A 20146-nucleotide genomic window follows, 5' to 3' on the forward strand; every position below is an offset into this window, starting at 1 on the left:
CTTTCAGCGGACAAACCCATGAAAAGCGGAAAATCAAAACTGACTCGTCGGGATGCCGACGATCTTTTCCCCGACCTGCAGCAAAGCGGTGCCCATCTTGCTAGCCGGCCTGATAACCCGTTCGGAGAAGATGTATCCAGAACAACCGAACGGCGTGATCGTGACGAGGCTTCGCTTTGGAAAGACAACCTCGTTACCCTGCCCATAGCGATCGAGTTGCCTCCGGGATATGCGTCGGTGTCGCAGGTGCGTGAGGCGATGGAGCGGGCCTGGCGTGTGAAATGGATCCGGGAAAGCGGCAACGAGGTCGTCGCGGAATTTCCTGAAGGCTGGGCGGCCATTCGGCCGGCAAGCGGTGCCGTGGAATTGAGGGACGCAAGTGGCGTGGTCCGGGCCGTGTACGGCTGGGCAGGGGATGCTGAAGTGAGACTACTGCCGCGATATCGGGTCGAATCGCAGGAGAACAGTTCAAGCGGTCTCGGCAGTCTGGTTGTCCGTGATCGTGAGAACGGACAGATTCTTGAGAGGTCGTCGACTTGGTCTGCGCAAACCGGGACCAACCACCCTGATTGGACCCGACTGTCGGTGTGGCTCGACAAGCAGTATCCGCTTCACCGGGATCCACTGCGGCTCTGGACGGATTGCGAAGACAACCTCGGTTGAATTCGGCTAATCGAAAATCCGCGTCCCACTGCCTCTGCCGCGAGGCATGCAATCCGTGCCGTCGCCAATCGCAAAGAACACCATCATGCAACACCTGAAATACCTGACCGGCTACCCACCAGCGCTGCAAGAGAAGGTGAAAAAGCTGATAGCCGACGACCAACTGGGCCACTATCTCACCGCGAGGTACCCCGGCGCGCACAAGGTGCAAACGGACAGGGCCCTGTACGAGTACTGCGCGGAGCTCAAGCGCGAACACCTTCGCAACGGAGCGCAAATCGACAAAGTCACTTACGACAGCAAGCTCGACGTCGTGCGCCATGCTCTCGGCCTTCACACGAGCATCTCGCGCGTGCAAGGCGGCAAGCTGAAGGCAAAAAAAGAAATCCGCGTCGCCTCGCTATTCAAGGACGCCGCGCCGGAATTCCTGAAAATGATCGTCGTGCATGAACTCGCTCATCTGAAAGAAAGCGACCATAACAAGGCGTTCTACCGCCTCTGCGAGTTCATGCATCCGGGCTACCACCAGATTGAATTCGATCTGCGCTTGTATCTCACGTACCGCGATCTGATGAAAAACCAGGCCTGAGCGTCAAGCTTCAGGTGTGGCGCTTGGGGCAACGCTTGCCACCCGGAACGCAGCACCGCATCAAGCAGCAACCGCTTCAACCGTCTCAACCGTCTCAACCGCCGACGCCGTCAACAACACCGGAATCGACTTCGAAGTCGGCGTCCCGGCGCCATCGGCGACCGAAGAGAGCGGCACCAGCGGATTCGTCTCCGGGTAGTAAGCGCCGAGACACCCACGCGGAATGTCGTACTCCACCAGCAAGAACCCGTTCGCATGACGCTCGACCCCATCGGCCCACACGCTCGTGATATCCACGCGCTGTCCCGCAACGAAACCCAGCATCGCCAGATCCTCCTTGTTGGCGAACAGCACGCGCCGCTGCCCATACACGCCGCGATAGCGGTCGTCGAGGCCGTAGATCGTCGTGTTGTACTGGTCGTGTGAACGCGTCGTCATCAAGGTCATCAGACGCTCGCCGTGCTCTCTGCGCGCTTGATGAATCGGCGTGTCGACGTCGATTGCATGCACCAGGAATTGCGCCTTGCCGCTCGGCGTTTTCCAGATCCGCTCGCGCGACGCCACGCCCAGGTGAAAACCGCCTGGGTTCTTCAGACGCTCGTTGTAGTCCTGGAAGCCTTCGATCACCTGCGCGATGCCGTCGCGAATCAACGCATAGTCTGCTGCCTGAGCGAGCCAGTCGACCTTGCCGCTGCCGAGCGTGGCGTGCGCCATGCGCGCGACGATGGCAATCTCCGACAACAGATTCTCCGAGGCCGGCTTGTTCATACCGTACGAGATGTGCACCATGCTCATCGAATCCTCGACGCTCACGCCTTGCGCAACGCCATTCTGCAGATCGATTTCAGTGCGCCCGAGTGTCGGGAGAATCAGCGCGTCGCGTCCGTGCACGAGGTGGCTGCGGTTCAGCTTGGTCGTGATGTGCATGGTCAGGTCGCACGAGCGCATCGCGTCCCACGTGCGCGGCGTGTCCGGCGTCGCGATCGAGAAGTTGCCGCCGAGGCCGATGAACACCTTCACCTTGCCGGCGAGCATCGCCTGGATCGTGTTGACGACGTCGAGACCATGCTCGCGCGGCGGCTCGAAATCGTAGACTTCGCCAAGCCTGTCGAGAAACTCCTGAGTCGGCCTTTCTTCGATGCCGACCGTGCGGTCGCCCTGCACATTCGAGTGTCCGCGCACCGGGCACAAGCCCGCGCCGCGGCGGCCGATATTGCCGCGCATCATCATCAGGTTCGATAGGATTTGCACCGTCGGCACGGAGTTCTTGTGCTGCGTGAGGCCCATGCCCCACGTCGAAATCACTGCGCGGCCCTTCACGTAGATGTCGGCGAGCTTCAGCACGTCTTCAAACGGCACGCCCGATTCGGCGACGATGGTGTCCCAGCTTTCGGCACGCAAATCATCGGCGAAGGCATCGAAGCCGACCGTGTGTTCGGCGATGAACGCGACGTCGAGCACACGTTCGAGACCCGAGGCCAACGCTTCGTCGTCGAGTTCGGTCACGCGTTTGGCGACGCCCTTGATCAATGCGAAATCGCCGCCGAGTTTCGGCCGGATGAACACGGAGCTGATCTTCGTGCTGCCCATTGTGATCATCTCTACCGGATGTTGCGGGCTTGCAAAGCGTTCCAGGCCACGTTCCTTCAGCGGATTGATCGACACAATGGTCGCGCCGCGCTTCGCACACTCACGCAACTCGCCGAGCATGCGCGGATGGTTGGTCGCCGGATTCTGACCGAAGATCAGGAGCGTATCGGCGTGCTCGAAGTCGTCGAGCGTGACCGTGCCCTTGCCGATGCCGACCGTGTGCGGCAAGCCGCGGCTGGTCGCTTCGTGGCACATGTTCGAGCAATCGGGGAAATTGTTAGTGCCGTACATGCGCACGAACAACTGGTACAGGAATGCGGCTTCGTTGCTGGCGCGGCCCGACGTGTAGAAGGCGGCGCTGTCGGGATTGTCGAGGCGCTTCAAGTGATCGGCGATCAGGTCGAACGCTTCGTTCCAGCCGATCGGCACATAACGGTCGCGTACGGCGTCGTAGACGAGCGGGTCGGTCAAGCGGCCGTGTTGTTCCAACTCGAAATCCGACTGCGCCATCAGTTCTTCGACCGTGTGCTCCTCGAAGAACGCCGGCGTTACGCGCTTGCTGGTCGCCTCGGCCGCCACGGCCTTGACACCGTTTTCGCAGAACTCGAAGGTCGACGCATGCTCGCGATCCGGCCACGCGCAACCCGGGCAGTCGAAGCCGTCCGGCTGGTTCTGTTTGAGCAGGGTGCGGTAGTTGCCGCCCGTCACCTTTTCCTTGATCAGGTTGATGGCGACGTATTTGAGCGCGCCCCAGCCAGCGGCGGGGTGCGTATACGGTTCGATGCGAGCTTCGGATTTCTTCATGATCTTGCCGCCGGATGTGGCTTGGACGAGGCTTTTATGCCGATGTATGGAAGCCTACTGTGTTCCAAAAACGGCGCAGCATACAGAAAAATGGAAAGCGGAGGGGTACAGTTGCTGGAAATTTGTCATAGACTGGCATTCCCGCCCACGCGTTTGTTTGAGCCAGGTCCTTGAAACTGTACGAAAAACTCGCCGATGAAATGACCGAAGCCGTGCGCCGCGGCGTCTTCGCGGCGGGCGAGCGGATTCCGTCGGTGCGGCAGGCGAGTCAGCAGCATGGCGTCAGCATCAAGACCGTGCTGCACGCGTACGCGTTGCTGGAAAGCCGGGGGATTGTCGAGACTCGTCCGCAGTCGGGCTATTTCGTGCGCGACGCGCTGGCGACGGCGGCAGCGCTTGACGAGCCGCGTCTGAGCCGCCAGCCGGCAGCCCAGACGCCGCCGGTGGCCGCCGCGGTCGACGTGAGCCGCCTCGTGTTGTCGACCCTGCGCAGCATCCGCGCGCACGACGCCGTGCCGCTCGGCTCGCCATACCCCGATCCGTCGCTGTTCCCATGGCGGCGCATCAACCAGTACGCAAATGCGATCGCCCGGCGCCACGCGAGCTGGAATCTGATCGACGACTTGCCGCCCGGCAATCCCGAACTGATCCGCCAGATCGCGCGGCGCTATGCCGAGAACGGCGTGCCGGTCGATCCGGACGAAATCATCATCACGCTCGGCGCGACGGAGGCGATCAACCTCAGCTTGCAGGCGGTCGCCAAGCCGGGCGATACGGTCGCCGTCGAGTCGCCGACTTACTACGCGATGCTGCACGCCATCGAGCGTCTCGGCATGCGCGCAATCGAAGTGGCGACGCATCCGGTCCACGGCATCGATATCGAGGCCCTGGCCCAAGTCATCGCCCGGCAGAAGATCGCCGCGTGCATGGTGATGCCGAACTTCCAGAATCCGCTCGGTTTCCAGATGCCGGACGCGCGCAAGCAGCAACTGGTCGAACTGCTCGCCGCGCACGAGATTCCCGCCATCGAAAACGATGTCTATCAGGAGTTGTACTTCGGCGAGGCGCGGCCGTCGACCTTGAAGAACTTCGATACCAGGGGGCTGGTGCTGCATTGCGCGTCGTTTTCGAAGAGCCTGACCGCGTCATACCGGATCGGTTGGGCAATGCCGGGGCGCTATCGCGCGCAGGTCGAGAAGCTGAAGTTTCTCAACACGCTCACTACGCCTTCGGTGCCGCAAGTTGCCGTCGCCGATTACCTGAGGCATGACGGCTACGACCGGCATCTGCGGCATGTGCGCAAGATCTACCGGCAGCAGGCGAGCATCATGATGGCGATGGTGCAGCGGTTTTTTCCGGTGGGCACGCGCATGTCGACGCCGCAAGGCGGGTACGTGCTGTGGGTGGAATTGCCCGAACGTGTCGATTCGATGCGGCTCTATCAGGCGGCGCTCGCGCGCAGTATCACGATCGGGCCGGGCATGATGTTTTCGATGCGCAATGATTTTCGCCACTTCATCCGGCTCAATTACAGCTATCCGTGGACGGCGCAGACCGAGGCGGCATTGAAGACGCTGGGTGAACTGGTGGCGCAGATGACTTGATGGGGCTCGATAGGGCTTGAGAAAAGCGAGGAGACATTCACGATGGAAGACGACGAACTCGATCCGGTGCTGGTCGCCATACTGGCGCAGTTGTGGCGCGCTTATCAGGAAACGCCTGACGGCGCGTGGTCGCTCGCCAAGCTTTCCAAGCAGGCGGACGTGCCGATGAGTGGCTTGCGGCGGCAGTTGACGGCGCTGGTTGACGGCGGGCTGGTGGACACCACCTTCACCGAGGAAGGCACGGGGACGGCGCGCCTGAGCGAGATCGGCCAGGGCTTGTGTGCGGATTTGTTCGGCGAGGGCGGTCCGCCTGACGATGAGCAAGCGGACCCGCCGCCACAGATTCATTGAGTTGCAGCTGAATCCGGCGCGAGGGCGACGGCCGAGCGCTTCAGCGCTGAGGGGACTCGGTATCCGGGAGTTGCGGGTGCTATCCGTTCGACCCTATGGAACCTTCTTTTCCGCTACCAAAATACAGATTTCGTTATGGGCGAGATAACGAATAATAATTTTTCCGCTGAAATTGACCTTCGAATATGGCCTCTTATGCTGGAGCCTTGCCCGGGACAATCCCGAGCGATGTGCCGTGCACCTGGAAACCATCTTCGGAGAATTCATGAAAGCAAAGCTGGCGCGAGTACTGCATCACTCATTGCGCATCAAAACCGTCCGGACCGTTCTCGCCGCAGCGCTCGGCGCGTCCCTCGCGTTCAGCGCCGGGGTAGCGGCAGCAGCGACTGCGCAGCCGCTCGGCATCGCCTTTGTCTACCTCGGCAATCCCGGCGACGCCGGCTGGACCTATGCGCACGAGCAGGGCGTGAAAGAGGTCGAGGCCAAGTTCGGTGACAAGATCAAAGTGACGCGTATCGAGAACGTGCCGGAGTCGGCGGATTCGGAGCGCGTGTTTCGCGATCTGGCGTCCAAGGGCAACAAGATCGTGGTCGGCTCGAGCTTCGGCTTCCAGGATTTCGAACTGAAGGTCGCCAAGGACTTCCCGGACGCCGTGTTCGAACATGCAACCGGCTACAAGAAGGCCGCCAACTTCGCCACCTATGACGTGCGGACCTACCAGAGTGCCTACCTGGCCGGGCTGGTCGCCGGTTATACGACGAAGTCCAACACGCTCGGCTTTGTCGGCTCGGTGCCGGTGCCGGAGGTGGTGCGCAACATCAACGCGTTCACGATGGGTGCGCGCTCGGTCAACCCTAATGCGCGTGTGAAGGTCGTGTGGATCAACAGCTGGTTCGACCCGGGCCGCGAAAAGCAGGCCGCCGAGACGCTGATCGGCCAGGGCGCCGACGTGCTGATCCAGAACACCGATTCGACGGCGACGATGCAGACGGCTGAACAGAAGAAAGTGCATGCATTCGGCTGGGACTCCGACATGAAGAAGTTCGGACCGAACGCGCAGCTGGGCGCATGTGTGAGCAACTGGGGCGTGTATTACACGCATCTTGTGCAGCAGGTGATGGCGGGCACGTGGAACAACTCGCCGGTGTGGTGGGGGCTGAAAGAGAAGGCGATCGATCTGGCTGACATCAACACGGACGCGGTGTCGCCGGCGGCGCAAAAGGCGTTGAACCAGAAGCGTGACGACATCGTCTCGGGCAAGTTCAATCCGTTTGCAGGTCCGATCGCGGATCAGTCCGGCGCGGTGAAGGTCGCTGCGGGCAAATCGTTGAGCGATGTGGAACTGCTGCGTTTGAACTGGTTCGTGCAAGGCGTGGACGGTTCGCTGCCGAAGTGATCAATTGCCTGGTTTGCCTAAATATTATTAAAGATTAAAGGAGATCGCCCGTGAGTCTTACCGTCTCGACCGATACCGGCGCCGCCGGAGTGGCTGCGACCTATCCGCCGCAGGGTCTAACGCCAACGCACGAGCAGATCGTGCGGCATCTGCGGCATTCGAGCCGGGTGGCGGAGCGGGCGACGCTGCTGGGGCACCATCCGTTCGGCGCGGTGCTGATCGGCCCGGATCAGGAGACCGTGTTGATGGAGCAGGGCAATGTCGACACGGTGAATCACGCCGAGTCGGTGCTGGCTCGCGTGGCAGCGTTGAATTTCACGCCGGAGTACTTGTGGAGTTGCACGTTGTATACATCGGTCGAGCCTTGCTGCATGTGCGCCGGTACGATGTATTGGGCCAATATCGGGCGCGTCGTGTTTGGAATGACCGAGAAGCGCTTGCTGGAGGCAACCGGCGGTCATTCCGAGAATCCGACCATGAGCGTGGACTGCCGCTATGTGTTTGACCACTGCCAGAAACCCGTCGAGGTGATTGGTCCAGTGGCCGAGGTGGAAGGTGAGGTGATGGAGGTGCAGCGGAGGTTCTGGAGCGGCAGGTAGCGCTTTTGCCTCCGCGTCGCTTAAGCCTGTTTGCCTGCGATTGGCAAAGAATCAAAAGTAAAGTCCAACACCGCAGGCAAACACAAACAAGCCAATCTCACTGTGCCGAGCCGGCCTGTGCTGACGACAGCATAGCGAGTCCGCAGAACCAGTCGCCGGCGTGTGGCGTGTATTTCCACTGACTGTTGTTTGCCTTGATCACAGTGGAACACTGGTCGTTCACCACGATCCCCGGATTCGCGGCGGTGCATCGAAGCATCGCGGTGTCGGTTTGTTGTAGCGCGGGCATCACCGCCTTACGCTGAAGGTTCGGTTCGGCCGGCACATCCAGGGTTTGCGTTCGCATACTTTCGATCAGCCGCTGCAGTTCCTCGATCCGAGTCGAATACCACGTCCCCAGACACGCCGCATCGCGGCAATTCGCTTCCCGCCACGCCCACTTGCTGTCGCTGTCGGTGAGGAAGACGCGACGGTTGATGACCCGCCGCCGTGCTTTCCAGTACAGTTGCCCAAGCGTGTCATCGAGCTTCGAGAGTGCAGGGTCGTTGCAGATCATCCGTTCGGTGAGTGAGCGTCCCCTGTTGCAGTCGAAGCTGGTAGCGTGAGCGGGCAGATGCGTGAACATCAGTGCGGCGACAAAGATTGGGCGGAAAATTTTCATCGTGGTCCGGGCAGCGCATGGGTTTTTCATGCACTGGATGATCGGCCGAGTCGCCGGAACGCAGACGCCCGAAAACAGCGTGAGTTGGGATGGGTGATTACCAAATCTTGCCTTGCGCGGGCCGCACACTTGGCAGGGCTGGCGCTGACGGCGGGAGCGATCGTCAGATTTACAGTATTAATGGTGTTGTCGCTTCATTGGCTGACCAGGTAGCCGGGCGATGCACTTCGCGTGCTATGCATCGAGATTAAAGTGCGCCGGCCTCGCGTAAACCCCGGTGCGCCGCGTACACTAGCTTGCCGATGTGGGGTTAGGGGGCGCACAAATGACACGCGAAGCGACATCAGATAGCACGATGGGAGCAACGCCTGAGGGCACCCGCTACGGGCCGGATCTGGCCGAGGGGGTGCTGGCGTCGGAGCGCACGGTGTTGCGGCTGATTACGCGCAACACCCCGCTGCCGGAATTGCTCGATGAAGTATGCCGCCGCGCGGAAGCGCTGCTGGGCGAAGGTGCAACCTGTTCGATCCTGCTACTGGACGCGGACGGCGTACGCGCACGCGTGGGCGGCGCGCCATCGCTGCCGGCGCACTTCAGTGCCGCGATCGACGGCGTCGCGATCGGCCCACGGGCCGGGTCCTGCGGCACCGCGATGTACGAGCGGCGCATGGTCACCGTCGAAGATATCGAAACCGATCCGCTGTGGGCCGATTTCCGGCACCTCGCGTTGCCGCTCGGTTTGCGCGCGTGCTGGTCGGTGCCATTTGAAAACGATGCCGGCAGGGTGCTGGGCGCGTTCGCGGTCTATCACCGCACGTCGCGCCGACCGAGCGCCGAAGAAGCGGCGATGCTCCACGATATCAGCCACAGTGTCGGTCTCGCCGTTCATCAGGACGCCATGGCGCAACGCCTCGCGCACAGCGAGGAGCATCACCGGCTGGTTGTGGACCATCTGAACGAGGGCATCATCGTGCAGTCGCGCGACGGCGTGGTGCTGGCCTGCAATCCGAGTGCGCAACGCATTTTGCGGGCGAGCGCCGAACTGGTTGGCCACGACATTCTGACGGTGATGGTGCGTGCGTTTCACGAAGACGGTTCCATCGTCACCGAGGCCGATCGCCCGACCACTCGGGTGCTGGCGAGCGGCAAACCCCTGCTAGGCGTCACGATCGGTCTCGAGCTGACCGACGGCGACGTCATCTGGATTACTGAAAATGTCGTGCCGATCATCAAACCGGGCGACAGCGAACCCAGCTCGGTGCTGATTTCGTTTACCGACATCGGGCCGGTGCGCGAGGCGCAACGGCAGCTCAAGTTTCTGGCCACGCGCGATCCGCTTACGGGCCTCTACAACCGCGCTTACTTGGGCGAGCGAATGCGCGATCTGTTCGCGCCGGTTGGGGGAGCCGGGATCGGCGAACTGGCGCGGGTAGCCGTGCTGTTCGTCGATCTTGACGGGTTCAAGAAGGTCAACGACACCGCCGGTCACGAGGCTGGGGATGCGCTTCTGTGCAGCGTGGCGGAGCGGCTGTCGGCGTGTGTCGCGCAGGACGACACGCTCGCGCGCGTGGGCGGCGACGAGTTCGTGATCGTGGTCAGCGCTTACGAAAACACGGGTCATCTGATCGCGCTCGCCCAGCGGATTCTCGACACGATCGCGGTGCCGTTCGCGGTGGCGGACAACGAGTACTACATGGGTGCGTCGATCGGCATCAGTTTGTTTCCCGAGGACGGCCAGGACGTGCCCACTCTGATGCGCAACGCCGACTCGGCGATGTACCACGCGAAACAATGCGGCCGCAACAATTTTCAGTTCTTCACGGCCGAACTGAATCAGCATCTGCAACGCCGCTTCATGATCGAGCAGGCACTGCGCCGCGCGCTTGCCACCAACGAACTGAGCCTCGTGTATCAGCCGATCGTCGACAGCAAGTGCGGCCGCACGATCGGCGCCGAAGCGCTGCTGCGCTGGTACAACAGTGAGCTGGGGAATGTCTCGCCGGTGGAATTCATCCCCGTGGCCGAGGACGCCGGTCTGATCGTCGAGATCGGCGCCTGGGTGCTGGCGCGGGCCTGTGAGCAGGTCGCGCAATGGCGGCGCACGCTGGCGCCGAATCTGATCGTCGCGGTGAACCTGTCGCCGCGCCAGTTCAAAGGCGGCCTCGTTGAGCGGATCGAGTGCTGTCTCGAGCAGTCCGGACTCGAGCCGGAGGCGCTCGAACTGGAGATTACCGAGCGGCTGTTGATGAGCGACAGCGATGCCGTCTTGCCGATGCTCAGTGCGTTGAGCGCGATGGGCGTGCGGATTTCCGTCGACGATTTCGGCACTGGTTATTCGTCGCTGTCGTATTTGAAGCGGTTTCCGCTGCATAACCTGAAGATCGATCGATCGTTCGTCGCGGGCTTGCCGGATCATCGCGATTCGATCGCGATCACGCAGGCGGTGGTAGCGATGGCCCATTCGCTTGGCATGAATGTCACTGCTGAAGGCGTGGAGACCGCTGAACAAGCGGCGTTTTTGCGCGGGATCGCTTGCGACAAGCAGCAGGGGTATTTTTATAGCCGGCCCGTGGGGGCGAGTGCTTATGCGCGTAGTTTGTGCGACGCGCAGATGGGGCCGGCGCGTCGTGACGGTCCTGACGCCGCCGGCCACAGCGCGGGCGCCGCAAACCCACTTCGCCGTGCGGGTTAATGGGCTAATGGGCCAATACAACGATCGGACCCTGCCGCCGCTGGCGTCCAAACTCGATTGTTCAGTTTGACGAACAAGTGACTTCGCGTTCCCGGTATTTATCCGCGCCCCCGGTCTCCCTACAATCCTCCCATCGAATGTAAATTCCGCGCCGTGCCGAAGCGGCCTCGCGCGATGGGAGCCGCGATGGGACCCGTTATACCAGCCTTGATTAAGAACCAGCTTTATCGGCCATCGGTGGTCCTGCCCATGGTCGCGCTCATGCAGGTGATGGTGTCGCAGGATTTCAACCTCGGGCAGGTCGGTTGGGTCGTTGCGGCGCGCGGCGCGCAGGCTGCGCTGCAACGCTCGCGCGAATTGATCTGCGCCGTCCACTGCCACGCCTGAACACAATCACGCGCAATCTCCATCAATCGGCCGGCGCCGGCCTCTCGGCGCCGCGAACACGGATTGCAAGCCGGCACGCCGGCTTGCACAACGCAACAGAAACAAGCAGATAGGGCGATCACGGCAAGGCGAGGCGCTGAGGGTAAGATGCTACGACCTGCATCCCAGCCTCGGGAGATCTGCCATGCCACAGCACTTTGACGCAGTCGTGATCGGCACGGGACAAGGCGGTGCGCCGCTCGCTGTGCGTCTCGGTCAAAGCGGCCGTAAAACCGCGGTCATCGAACGTGCGGCTTTCGGCGGGACCTGCGTGAATGTCGGCTGCACGCCGACCAAGTCTTATGTGGCCAGCGCCCGCGCGGCCCACGTGGCGCGCCATGCCGCGGACTTGGGCGTGCAGGTGAGCGGCGCCGTCGGCGTCGATCTGGCGGCGGTCAAGGCGCGCAAGGACAGGATCATCGGCCAATCGCGCGACGGCGTCGAAAAATGGCTGCGCGGCACGGATAACGTCACCGTCTTCAACGGCCACGCGCGCTTCACCGGCCCGCATACGCTCGCCATCAGCGGCCCAGACGGCACGACGCTAGATGAGATCAGCGCCGACGAAATCTTCATCAATACCGGCACACGCGCAGTCGTGCCGCCGCTCGAAGGACTCGAGCGAATTCGCTACTACACCAACTCCAATCTGCTCGAACTGACGGAATTGCCGGACCATCTGGCGATTGTCGGCAGCAGCTATATCGCGCTCGAATTTGCGCAGATTTTTCGCCGTTTCGGCAGCCGCGTGACGGTGCTGGCGCGCGGCGAGCGCGTGCTCACGCGCGAGGATGCCGACTTCGCCACCTCAGTGCAGAAAGTGCTTGCGCGCGAAGGGATCGAATTTGTTTTCGGCGTGCAGCCCTCGCGGGTCGAGCCGCATCCGCATCGAGACAACGAGGTGTGCACTGGCTTTGAGCAGAACATTCCCGCGCTCGAAGCGTCGCACCTGCTGTTCGCCACCGGCCGTGAACCGAATACCGACGACCTCGGCCTCGACGCCGCCGGCATCGCGACGGACCGGCACGGCACGATTCCCGTCGATGGCGAATTGCGCACCAATGTGCCGGGCGTCTGGGCGATCGGCGACATCAACGGACGCGGCGCCTTTACCCACACTTCCTACGATGATTTCCAGATCGTCGCGGCCAATCTGCTCGACGGCGGCGCGCGCAGCGTCGACACGCGGATCATGACATATGCGGTGTTCGTCGACCCGCCGCTCGCGCGTGTCGGGCTCTCGGAGGCCGACGTGCGCAAGGCCGGCCGCGACGCGTTGATCGCCACCATGCCGATGACGCGGGTGGGCCGCGCCCGTGAACGCGGCGAGACCGACGGCTTCATGAAGGTGCTGGTCGACGCGCGGAGCAAGCAGATTCTTGGCGCGGCGATCCATGGAATCGAAGGCGACGAAGCGCTGCACACGTTCATCGACATCATGACGGCTGGCGCACCGTATCCGACCTTGGAGTACGCCATGCACATTCATCCGACCATCAGCGAACTGGTACCGACCTTGCTCGATGGACTCAAGCCGATGAAATGAGCCGTGCACCCGGCGGCAAACCGGGTGATGAGCGCGATGGGCCCCGATGGGCGAGAACGCGCAGCGGACGCAGGTGACGGGTATAGGCGGAGCACAAGCGATGAAACGCGTAATCGGCAGCGGCAATCTCTTCGATCTCTGCGCGCCGGCGGGCCCTGACGAGCAAGTCGACGCACTTGTGGAAGAAGCCGGCGTGAGCATCGAACGGATCGTCTCGAGAGGGCACGCAAGCCCGCCGGACTTCTGGTACGACAGTCCGCGCGCCGAGTGGGTCGTGCTGCTGAGCGGCGCGGCGACGCTCGAATTCGCATTCGACGGCGAGCGTGAGCCGCATCCGATGAAGCCGGGCGACCACGTGCTGATTGAAGCGCATTGCCGGCATCGGGTGGCGTGGACGAGCGACACGGAGCCGAGCGTGTGGCTAGCGGTTTACTACCCTGGCGTTCGCGGCTGATTGATCACAAGACAGCGCCAGCCGGGTCGATTGGCAATGTCCAATAGCTGATCACGGCACCATAACGGGATTACACTCAAACTGGCACGTATCCTGGAGCGAGATCATGAATGATGCCGACCCCAAAAGCACTTTTCGCGGTCTTCCGTTGACCCCGGAACAGGACGCGGAAGTCAGACATTACATAAAGAAACAGAAGCAACAGGGCGCGAAGTGGGACACGCCAGAACTGGCGGCCATGCTTCGGGACATGCTGGAACCCCCTGGTGATGACGACGTAGAATCCGATCCCACTTTCGACGAAATCGACGAAATCGACGAAACGAAAGCGGCCGCGGAACGTGCGGCGGCTTCGATCGACGAGGCAATGGACCCGATTGAAGCGAGCGAAGAGCGGACCGCCGCCATGGAAATCGAGGCGATGAAGGGCACGAGGCATTGAGCCTGCATTACAGAACCACCGGCGAGCGGCGCTTGTCGACCGGCGGGGGACGATCGCGAGTTCAACACAAATCAGGAAAAAAGACATGAGCATTAGCATCGTCCAGCTTGGGTCTCCGAGGGCAGCCGACGAAGGGCTGCGTATCGGTACCGTTCGGCGACCGCCACGCGGCGTACCCCGGACGGAATTCGCCACCCGCGACTATTACGATGTGTGGCTGCCTAATCTGTCGCCTGATGCGGAGCTGGTGAAAGAAGCCAAGGCGGTCGCGAGCGACGCTGAGTGGGCCGCGTTCGCGAAAAAATTCCGCACGGAGATGAATGGTAGCGATACCGCTAAGGTGTTGGACCTGCTTGCCGCATTGTCGAAAACGACGAACTTCTCCATCGGCTGTTACTGCGACGACGAAAGCCGGTGCCATCGCAGCATTCTTCGTCAGTTGTTAAACGAGCGGGGTGCGCTGATAAGGTGATGCGTGCCTACGCGGCCCGCCGGCATTCGACAAGTCCCGTTGTCATCACCGATAATCGTCTTCACAATCGCGATTACACAATCAGGAAACCGACCGATGGGCAAGGGACGCGTCGAAGCCTTCAGCGATGGCGTGATCGCCATCATCATCACAATCATGGTGCTCGAGCTGAAGGTGCCGGCTGGCTACGATCTCGCCGCGCTGCGCCCCGTGATCCCCGTGTTCTGCGCCTACGTCCTGAGTTTCATCTACGTCGGCATCTACTGGAACAATCATCACCACATGTTCCATGCCGTGCAGAAAGTCAACGGCGCGGTGCTCTGGGCCAATCTCCATCTGTTGTTCTGGCTGTCGCTGCTGCCGGCCGTCACGCATTGGGTCGGCGAAAACCATCTCGCCGCCTGGCCGACCGCGATGTACGGCGCCGTGCTGTTCATGTCGGCGATTGCGTATTTCATTCTGACCCGCGTGCTGATCCGCGAGCACGGCACGGAGTCGACGATCGCTAAGGCGGTCGGCAACGACTTCAAGGGCAAGGTTTCCGTCGTCATCTATCTATCGGGCATTGCGCTGGCGTTCGTTCAGCCGTGGCTCTCGGCTGCGCTCTACACGCTGGCCGCGGCGTGGTGGCTGGTGCCCGACCGGCGCATCGAACACCTGATGGAAGCGTAAGCATGTTGCTTGCGCTAAAGCTCGCGCTGGTGCCCGCGTTTCTCGCCGCGCTGACCGTGGCAGGGCGTGTGTGGGGACCGTCGGTGGCGGGATGGCTGGCGGGGCTGCCGGTGGTGGCCGGGCCGATCGTGTTGCTGCTCGCGCTGGAGCGTGGGCCGGCGTTCGCGTCACGGGTCACGTGCCGGCGGCGCGCCTCGGGCTCGGCGATCTTGCGCTGCGCATGCTCGCCGGCGCGCTGCTGACGATTGCTGTGACCACGCTGTCCGCGTCGATGGGAGCGACGTGGAGCGGGTTGCTGTCGGTGTTTCCTTTGCTCGGCATCGTGCTCGCGGTGTCGGCCCAACGCGCGCATGGCGCGGACTTCGTCGCGTTGCTGATGCGCGGCATGGTGATCGGCCGCGGATCGTTTGCGTCGTTCTTCGCCGTGACTGCCGCGATGCTGCCGCATTACGGCGTGTGGCTGAGCTTTGCGTGCGCGGCGGTGGTGTCGATGGTGGTGCAGGGAGCGACGAGGCGGTTGCTTCGCGCGAAGCGGCCGGTGCAGGTGTTGACCCGGGAACTTGCCGAACAGAAGTCGGCGGATTGAGGCCGTTTGGCCGATACTGGCATCATGACTTCGCGCACCCAAAGCTCCCCAGCCACCCGGATCGGCCTGATCTCCGACACGCACAACCTCGTGCGTCCTGAAGCCCTGCAATACCTGGCAGGGTGCGATGCGATCATCCACGCCGGCGATATCTGTAATCAGGCGGTGCTCGACGCGCTCGCACAGATCGCGCCGGTCACCGCCGTGCGCGGCAATAACGACATCGGCGAGCCGGTCGCCTCGCTGCCGACACACGTCAAGCTGACCGTGCAACAGGTGACGATCCTCGTTGTGCATGATATCGCCGACGTGGGCGATGATCCGCGTAGCGAAGGCATCGACGTGGTCGTGACGGGGCACTCGCATAAGCCTGCGATCAGCGAGCGCGACGGGGTGCTGTTCGTCAATCCAGGGAGTGCCGGACCGAGGCGTTTCAAGTTGCCGATTTCCGTCGGTATGCTAATTATCGAAGGCGCGCACGCAAGCGCGACGTTCGATTCACTGGTGACATAAAAAACGGGCCGGCAAATCTGCCGGCCCGTTTTCGGACACGCTTACGCGAATTGTTGCGGTTGCCTGCCGCCGCGCGTTATTGCTTTACGGCGTAGCTGCGGGCGATACGCGTGCTACTTCGGCGGCTGACTACCGCGCAACACAGGATCAGGCACGCGCCGTAGCCGCGGCAGCGTAGCCTTCATCCATCTCCGCCGCCTCACGCTCGCCGCGCAGCACCGCATGCGCTTCCGCACGCGTTGCGACACACGGACCCGAGCCGAGCAGCGGCTTGCGAGCCGTCTCACGCAGCGCGAACACCGACACGATACCGATCAACGACGCGCCCATCAGATAGTACGCGGGCATCATCAGATTGCCGGTGCTGTCGACCAGCCATGCTGTCACAAGCGGCGTCGTCCCGCCGAACAGCGACACCGAAATATTGAAGCCGATCGCGAGCGCACCGTAGCGGATCTTCGTCGGGAACAGCGCCGGCAGCGCCGACGGCATCACGCCGGTGAAGCACGACAGCAGCACGCCGAGAATCATCAGGCCGCCGAACACCGGCAGCACCGTGCCCATGCGAATCAGCAACAGCGCGGGAATCGACAGCACGAGCAGACCCACGCAACCGAACAGCATCACCGGCTTGCGGCCGATCGTGTCGGACAGGTGGCCGGCTACCAGCGTCATCGGCATCATCAGCACCATCACGAGCAGCACGAGGAAGAGACCGTGCGTTTCGTTGAAGTGCAGCGTGGCCGACAGATAGCTCGGCAGATACGAGAGCGCCATGTAATCGGTGACATTGAAGATCAGCACGAGGCCGACGCACAGCAGAAGCGGCTTCCATTGCTGAATGAGCAACTCGCGGAAAGACTGCTTGGGGAGCGCTTTGTCTTCGGCTTCGCGTTGCTCGGCCTGCTTCTTGAACGCGGGCGTTTCTTCGAGCTTCATCCGAATATACAGACCGACCAGACCCAATGGGCCCGCGATCAGGAACGGTACACGCCAGCCCCACGAAAGCAGCGCGTTATTCGACAGCGTCGCCGTGAGGACCGCGACTGTACCCGCGCCGAGCACATAGCCAATCAGCGTGCCGAATTCGAGGAAGCTGCCCATGAAGCCGCGGCGCTTGTCCGTCGAGAATTCGGCGATGAAGGTGGCGGCGCCGCCGTATTCACCCCCCGTCGAGAAGCCCTGCACCAGGCGCGCGACCAGCAGCAACACCGGCGCGAAAATGCCGATTGTCGCGTAGCTCGGAATCAGGCCGATTGCGAAGGTGCCGATTGCCATCATGATCATCGTCATGGCCAGCACGCGTTGACGGCCGATCCGGTCACCCAGCGGTCCGAACACCATGCCGCCGATTGGCCGCACGAGGAACGCCGCGGCGAACGTGCCGAAGGTGGCGATCAACTGCGCGGACGGACTCGACGACGGGAAGAACACTTTGCCGAGCGTGACGGCGATATAGCTGTACACGCCGAAATCGAACCATTCCATCGCGTTGCCAAGCGCCATGGCGCCGACGGCCCGCTTGAGGAGAGATTTGTCGACGACGGTGATGTCGTCGAGTGAGAGGCGTTGTTCTTCTTTGTGGTGTCGCCAGAAGCCGTTGCTGGAAGCGGTCAAGGTGAAAACTCCAATGACTGCGACGAAACTCATGAAAACGTGCATGAACGTTCCGCCACGGGTGCTGGGGAAGTGCAGTTTCGCGAGCAGAGCGATGGCGTCTCTCTCGCCCGGAGGCGATCGAGGAAATGGGCGTGAAAAAAGAAAATAAAACGCCCGTGCCTCGCGAACGATTCGCGAAAAAACACTCGTCTAGATTGTGCTGACTGTTGCATCTGCGTGGCCGTGGAAGGGGGGGGCAGATGCATGAGGACGCTTGGGGTGGCTGAAAGCTGGCCCATGCGCCGCTGGAAGGCTTGAAACGAAAAAGGCCGGTGCTTAATTCGCCGCTCATGGTGAGATCAAGCGGAGAAACGACCGACAAGCCTTCTTGTATAAAAACTATTCAATTCAACCGGGCCGCATGCAGTAAAAAGGCGCTGCGAGCCACTTTGAAAAGAACGCGAATGAAGGTGAAATGCTGTTGGAACGGTGAACATGATAGCACGATGACGGAGGATCGCGCAAACCCGAGGTCCCGCGGGAGGCCCCTGGAAGATGCTCAATCCCTTATGGGGTGGGGGATCGAGCGGATTGAGACGGTATGGAAAAAAGGCTTAAAACGGGTTGGAAATGTACTGTCTGGAGAGTCCGCCGAGTCTCGCGGGACGAAAAAAATCCGCGCACGCGGCGCGGACTTTTTTGCTTTGACCCGATTTCCGCCGCGGTGGCAAAAGCGGGGCTCAAGCGTGACTTATTCAGCTGCCGGCGGCACGTAGCCTTGCGCCGTATCCGCGCCTTCGCCGAAGAAGAACTTTTCGGTCTGCTTCATCAGATATTGGCGTGCGCGCGGGTCGGCCATGTTCAGGCGGTTTTCGTTGATCAGCATGGTTTGCTGCTTCAACCAGGCCTGCCAGGCTTCCTTCGAAATGCTTTCGTAGATCCGCTTGCCGAGTTCGCCCGGCAGCGGCGGGAAATCGAGGCCTTCGGCTTCCTTGCCGAGCTTCGCGCATTGAACCATACGAGTCATGCTGTGCTTCTCCTGTAATCGATGTGGGGCGGGCAGTCGCTTTATATGGGGACGCTCAGAGCTGTTTCATCAGCACGAGCGACTTGCGCTGCCAGTTATAGAGTCGGCGGCGGTCTTCCGGCAGGTCGTCGACCGTGACCTTGACGAAGCCGCGCTTCAGGAACCAGTGTTCGGTGCGCGTAGTGAGCACGAAAATTCGCGTGAGGCCGCGTGCCCGGGCGCGTTGTTCGATGCGCTTGAGCAGGCGCTCGCCGTCGCCGGTGCCTTGCGCTTCAGGCGCGACCGTCAGACACGCCATTTCGCCGATGCGCTCCTGCGGATACGGGTACAGTGCCGCACACCCGAATAGCACGCCATCGTGCTCGATCACCGAGAAATGGTCGATGTCGCGTTCGATCTGGTGGCGGCCTCGCCGCACCAGCGTGCCGTCGGATTCGAGCGGCTCGATCAGCGAGAGAATGCCGCCGACGTCGTCCGGCGTCGCTTCGCGCAGGCTTTCGAGGTTCTCGTACGAGATCATCGTGCCCACGCCGTCGTGCAGGAACAGCTCGAGCAGCAGGCTGCCGTCGAGCGCGTAGGGGATGATGTGCGCCCGCGCCACGCCGCCGCGGCAGGCGCGGATCGAGTGTTTCAGATAGAAGGCTGCGTCGCCGGTGACTTCGCCGCTTTCATGCAGCTTGTAGGCGTCGTCAAGCGACAGTTCGCGAATCAGTTCGGGCCCGTCTTCGCCGATTTCCATCAAGCCCGGAGTCTCGGTCAGGAACACGATTTTGTCGGCGCGCAGTGCGATGGCCGCCGCTGACGCGACGTCTTCCATCGACAGATTGAACGCCTCGCCGGTGGGCGAGAAGCCGAGCGGCGACAGCAGCACCAGCTTGCGGCTCGCGAGCGAATGGCGGATCGAATCCGCGTCGATCTTGCGCACCACGCCGGTGTGGGCGAAATCGACACCGTCCAGAATGCCAACCGGGCGCGCCGTCACGAAGTTGCCGGACACCACGCTGATGTGCGCGTGCGCCATCGGCGTGTTCGGCAAGCCCTGGCTGATTGCCGCCTCGATATCCAGGCGCACTTCGCCGGCCGCTTCTTTCGCGGACTCCAAAGCACGCGCGTCGGTAATGCGCATGCCGTGCGAAAACTCGGATTCCACGCCGTGCAGGCTCATCTGCTCTTCGACCTGCGGTCGCGAGCCGTGCACCAGCACGATCTGGATGCCCATGGCTTGCAACAGCGCGATATCGGACACGAGCGCATTCAGGAGCCCCTGATGCACCACCTCGCCGCCGAAACCGACGACGAACGTCTTGTTACGGAACGCATGGATGTAAGGGGCGACTGAGCGCATCCAGTCGACGAATTGCGCGTGCTGGGCGAGATCTTCCGTTGCTCCGGCGGGGGCCGGAACGCTCGCGGGCGCGGGGACGAGGTCGGTTTGGGAATTCATGCCGGGGATTATAATG

General features: G+C 62.0%; 19 protein-coding genes and 1 pseudogene. 15 read left to right on the plus strand and 5 right to left on the minus strand.

Annotated elements, in window-relative coordinates; all coding sequences use genetic code 11:
• Positions 1-18: 18 nt before the first annotated feature.
• Together GNZ13_RS25365 and GNZ13_RS25370 are read left to right on the plus strand one after the other, a co-directional pair.
• Positions 19-663 carry a hypothetical protein gene (locus GNZ13_RS25365; protein WP_172169453.1) on the plus strand — a complete coding sequence of 215 codons (645 nt, stop codon included), beginning with the start codon at positions 19-21 and terminating at the stop codon, positions 661-663.
• 85 nt (positions 664-748) lie between these two features.
• Positions 749-1252 (plus strand): YgjP-like metallopeptidase domain-containing protein, encoded by a 504-nt coding sequence (locus GNZ13_RS25370; RefSeq protein WP_172169456.1) that lies wholly within the window; start codon positions 749-751, stop codon positions 1250-1252.
• A 60-nt stretch (positions 1253-1312) separates the two neighbouring features.
• Here GNZ13_RS25370 and GNZ13_RS25375 read toward each other — a convergent pair whose 3' ends face one another.
• On the minus strand, positions 1313-3646 hold the full coding sequence (locus GNZ13_RS25375) for an FdhF/YdeP family oxidoreductase (RefSeq protein ID WP_172169459.1): 2334 nt from the start codon (positions 3644-3646) through the stop codon (positions 1313-1315).
• Between the two features lie 170 nt (positions 3647-3816).
• Here GNZ13_RS25375 and GNZ13_RS25380 point away from each other — a divergent pair, with 170 nt between their 5' ends.
• From GNZ13_RS25380 to GNZ13_RS25395, 4 genes are all read left to right on the plus strand, one after another.
• Complete coding sequence (locus tag GNZ13_RS25380; protein WP_172169462.1) at positions 3817-5250, plus strand: aminotransferase-like domain-containing protein; 1434 nt, start codon at positions 3817-3819, stop codon at positions 5248-5250.
• A 42-nt stretch (positions 5251-5292) separates the two neighbouring features.
• Positions 5293-5601, plus strand: coding sequence for a winged helix-turn-helix domain-containing protein (locus GNZ13_RS25385; RefSeq protein ID WP_172169465.1), 309 nt, complete (start codon positions 5293-5295; stop codon positions 5599-5601).
• 265 nt (positions 5602-5866) lie between these two features.
• Positions 5867-6997, plus strand: coding sequence for a BMP family ABC transporter substrate-binding protein (locus tag GNZ13_RS25390; RefSeq protein WP_172169468.1), 1131 nt, complete (start codon positions 5867-5869; stop codon positions 6995-6997).
• A 50-nt stretch (positions 6998-7047) separates the two neighbouring features.
• Positions 7048-7596 (plus strand): nucleoside deaminase, encoded by a 549-nt coding sequence (locus tag GNZ13_RS25395; RefSeq protein ID WP_172169471.1) that lies wholly within the window; start codon positions 7048-7050, stop codon positions 7594-7596.
• 97 nt (positions 7597-7693) lie between these two features.
• On the opposite strand, the gene GNZ13_RS25400 is transcribed toward GNZ13_RS25395, so the two are convergent.
• A complete protein-coding gene (locus GNZ13_RS25400) occupies positions 7694-8257 on the minus strand; it encodes a lysozyme inhibitor LprI family protein (RefSeq protein WP_172169474.1) in 564 nt (187 codons plus the stop codon).
• Between the two features lie 325 nt (positions 8258-8582).
• Between GNZ13_RS25400 and GNZ13_RS25405 the strand changes: the two genes are divergently transcribed.
• The 9 genes and pseudogenes from GNZ13_RS25405 to GNZ13_RS25445 all read left to right on the plus strand — a co-directional run bounded on the left by GNZ13_RS25405 (position 8583) and on the right by GNZ13_RS25445 (position 16060).
• The gene (locus tag GNZ13_RS25405) at positions 8583-10949 is read left to right on the plus strand and encodes a putative bifunctional diguanylate cyclase/phosphodiesterase (RefSeq protein WP_172169477.1); all 2367 of its coding nucleotides are present in this window, start codon (positions 8583-8585) and stop codon (positions 10947-10949) included.
• A 186-nt stretch (positions 10950-11135) separates the two neighbouring features.
• A complete protein-coding gene (locus tag GNZ13_RS25410) occupies positions 11136-11336 on the plus strand; it encodes a hypothetical protein (RefSeq protein ID WP_172169480.1) in 201 nt (66 codons plus the stop codon).
• Positions 11337-11520: 184 nt separating this feature from the next.
• A complete protein-coding gene (locus tag GNZ13_RS25415; RefSeq protein WP_172169483.1) occupies positions 11521-12921 on the plus strand; it encodes an FAD-containing oxidoreductase in 1401 nt (466 codons plus the stop codon).
• 100 nt (positions 12922-13021) lie between these two features.
• Positions 13022-13375, plus strand: a complete 354-nt coding sequence (locus GNZ13_RS25420; protein WP_172169486.1) for a cupin domain-containing protein — start codon at positions 13022-13024, stop codon at positions 13373-13375.
• Positions 13376-13481: 106 nt separating this feature from the next.
• The gene (locus GNZ13_RS25425) at positions 13482-13817 is read left to right on the plus strand and encodes a hypothetical protein (protein WP_172169489.1); all 336 of its coding nucleotides are present in this window, start codon (positions 13482-13484) and stop codon (positions 13815-13817) included.
• 85 nt (positions 13818-13902) lie between these two features.
• Entirely contained in the window at positions 13903-14289 is a 387-nt protein-coding gene (locus GNZ13_RS25430; RefSeq protein WP_172169492.1) for a DUF488 domain-containing protein, read from the plus strand.
• A gap of 96 nt (positions 14290-14385) precedes the next feature.
• Entirely contained in the window at positions 14386-14961 is a 576-nt protein-coding gene (locus GNZ13_RS25435) for a TMEM175 family protein (RefSeq protein WP_172169495.1), read from the plus strand.
• A gap of 2 nt (positions 14962-14963) precedes the next feature.
• Positions 14964-15547: pseudogene (locus GNZ13_RS25440) on the plus strand (hypothetical protein).
• A 24-nt stretch (positions 15548-15571) separates the two neighbouring features.
• Positions 15572-16060: a metallophosphoesterase family protein gene (locus GNZ13_RS25445; RefSeq protein ID WP_172169498.1), complete on the plus strand. Its 489-nt coding sequence runs from the start codon at positions 15572-15574 to the stop codon at positions 16058-16060.
• A 147-nt stretch (positions 16061-16207) separates the two neighbouring features.
• Here the strand turns inward: GNZ13_RS25445 and proP are convergent, their stop codons facing one another.
• The 3 genes from proP to argA all read right to left on the minus strand — a co-directional run bounded on the left by proP (position 16208) and on the right by argA (position 20130).
• Positions 16208-17710 (minus strand): glycine betaine/L-proline transporter ProP, encoded by a 1503-nt coding sequence (gene proP / locus GNZ13_RS25450; RefSeq protein WP_236002179.1) that lies wholly within the window; start codon positions 17708-17710, stop codon positions 16208-16210.
• A 700-nt stretch (positions 17711-18410) separates the two neighbouring features.
• Positions 18411-18686, minus strand: coding sequence for an oxidative damage protection protein (locus GNZ13_RS25455; protein WP_082855080.1), 276 nt, complete (start codon positions 18684-18686; stop codon positions 18411-18413).
• Between the two features lie 55 nt (positions 18687-18741).
• On the minus strand, positions 18742-20130 hold the full coding sequence (gene argA, locus GNZ13_RS25460; protein ID WP_172169504.1) for an amino-acid N-acetyltransferase: 1389 nt from the start codon (positions 20128-20130) through the stop codon (positions 18742-18744).
• Between the last annotated feature and the right edge of the window lie 16 nt (positions 20131-20146).

It is taken from the genome of Paraburkholderia elongata (genome assembly GCF_013177735.1).
GTDB classification, from domain to species: Bacteria; Pseudomonadota; Gammaproteobacteria; order Burkholderiales; family Burkholderiaceae; genus Paraburkholderia; species Paraburkholderia elongata.

What these genes read in the sequence shown, in the direction of transcription:
- GNZ13_RS25390 (WP_172169468.1), top strand. Translation starts at nt 5,867, where the DNA reads ATGAAAGCAAAGCTGGCGCGAGTACTGCATCACTCATTGCGCATCAAA.
- GNZ13_RS25430 (WP_172169492.1), top strand. Translation starts at nt 13,903, where the DNA reads ATGAGCATTAGCATCGTCCAGCTTGGGTCTCCGAGGGCAGCCGACGAA.
- GNZ13_RS25375 (WP_172169459.1), bottom strand. Translation starts at nt 3,646, where the DNA reads ATGAAGAAATCCGAAGCTCGCATCGAACCGTATACGCACCCCGCCGCT.
- GNZ13_RS25415 (WP_172169483.1), top strand. Translation starts at nt 11,521, where the DNA reads ATGCCACAGCACTTTGACGCAGTCGTGATCGGCACGGGACAAGGCGGT.
- GNZ13_RS25420 (WP_172169486.1), top strand. Translation starts at nt 13,022, where the DNA reads ATGAAACGCGTAATCGGCAGCGGCAATCTCTTCGATCTCTGCGCGCCG.
- GNZ13_RS25445 (WP_172169498.1), top strand. Translation starts at nt 15,572, where the DNA reads ATGACTTCGCGCACCCAAAGCTCCCCAGCCACCCGGATCGGCCTGATC.
- proP (WP_236002179.1), bottom strand. Translation starts at nt 17,710, where the DNA reads ATGAGTTTCGTCGCAGTCATTGGAGTTTTCACCTTGACCGCTTCCAGC.
- GNZ13_RS25400 (WP_172169474.1), bottom strand. Translation starts at nt 8,257, where the DNA reads ATGAAAATTTTCCGCCCAATCTTTGTCGCCGCACTGATGTTCACGCAT.
- GNZ13_RS25455 (WP_082855080.1), bottom strand. Translation starts at nt 18,686, where the DNA reads ATGACTCGTATGGTTCAATGCGCGAAGCTCGGCAAGGAAGCCGAAGGC.
- GNZ13_RS25410 (WP_172169480.1), top strand. Translation starts at nt 11,136, where the DNA reads ATGGGACCCGTTATACCAGCCTTGATTAAGAACCAGCTTTATCGGCCA.
- GNZ13_RS25370 (WP_172169456.1), top strand. Translation starts at nt 749, where the DNA reads ATGCAACACCTGAAATACCTGACCGGCTACCCACCAGCGCTGCAAGAG.
- GNZ13_RS25405 (WP_172169477.1), top strand. Translation starts at nt 8,583, where the DNA reads ATGACACGCGAAGCGACATCAGATAGCACGATGGGAGCAACGCCTGAG.
- GNZ13_RS25425 (WP_172169489.1), top strand. Translation starts at nt 13,482, where the DNA reads ATGAATGATGCCGACCCCAAAAGCACTTTTCGCGGTCTTCCGTTGACC.
- argA (WP_172169504.1), bottom strand. Translation starts at nt 20,130, where the DNA reads ATGAATTCCCAAACCGACCTCGTCCCCGCGCCCGCGAGCGTTCCGGCC.
- GNZ13_RS25435 (WP_172169495.1), top strand. Translation starts at nt 14,386, where the DNA reads ATGGGCAAGGGACGCGTCGAAGCCTTCAGCGATGGCGTGATCGCCATC.
- GNZ13_RS25365 (WP_172169453.1), top strand. Translation starts at nt 19, where the DNA reads ATGAAAAGCGGAAAATCAAAACTGACTCGTCGGGATGCCGACGATCTT.
- GNZ13_RS25385 (WP_172169465.1), top strand. Translation starts at nt 5,293, where the DNA reads ATGGAAGACGACGAACTCGATCCGGTGCTGGTCGCCATACTGGCGCAG.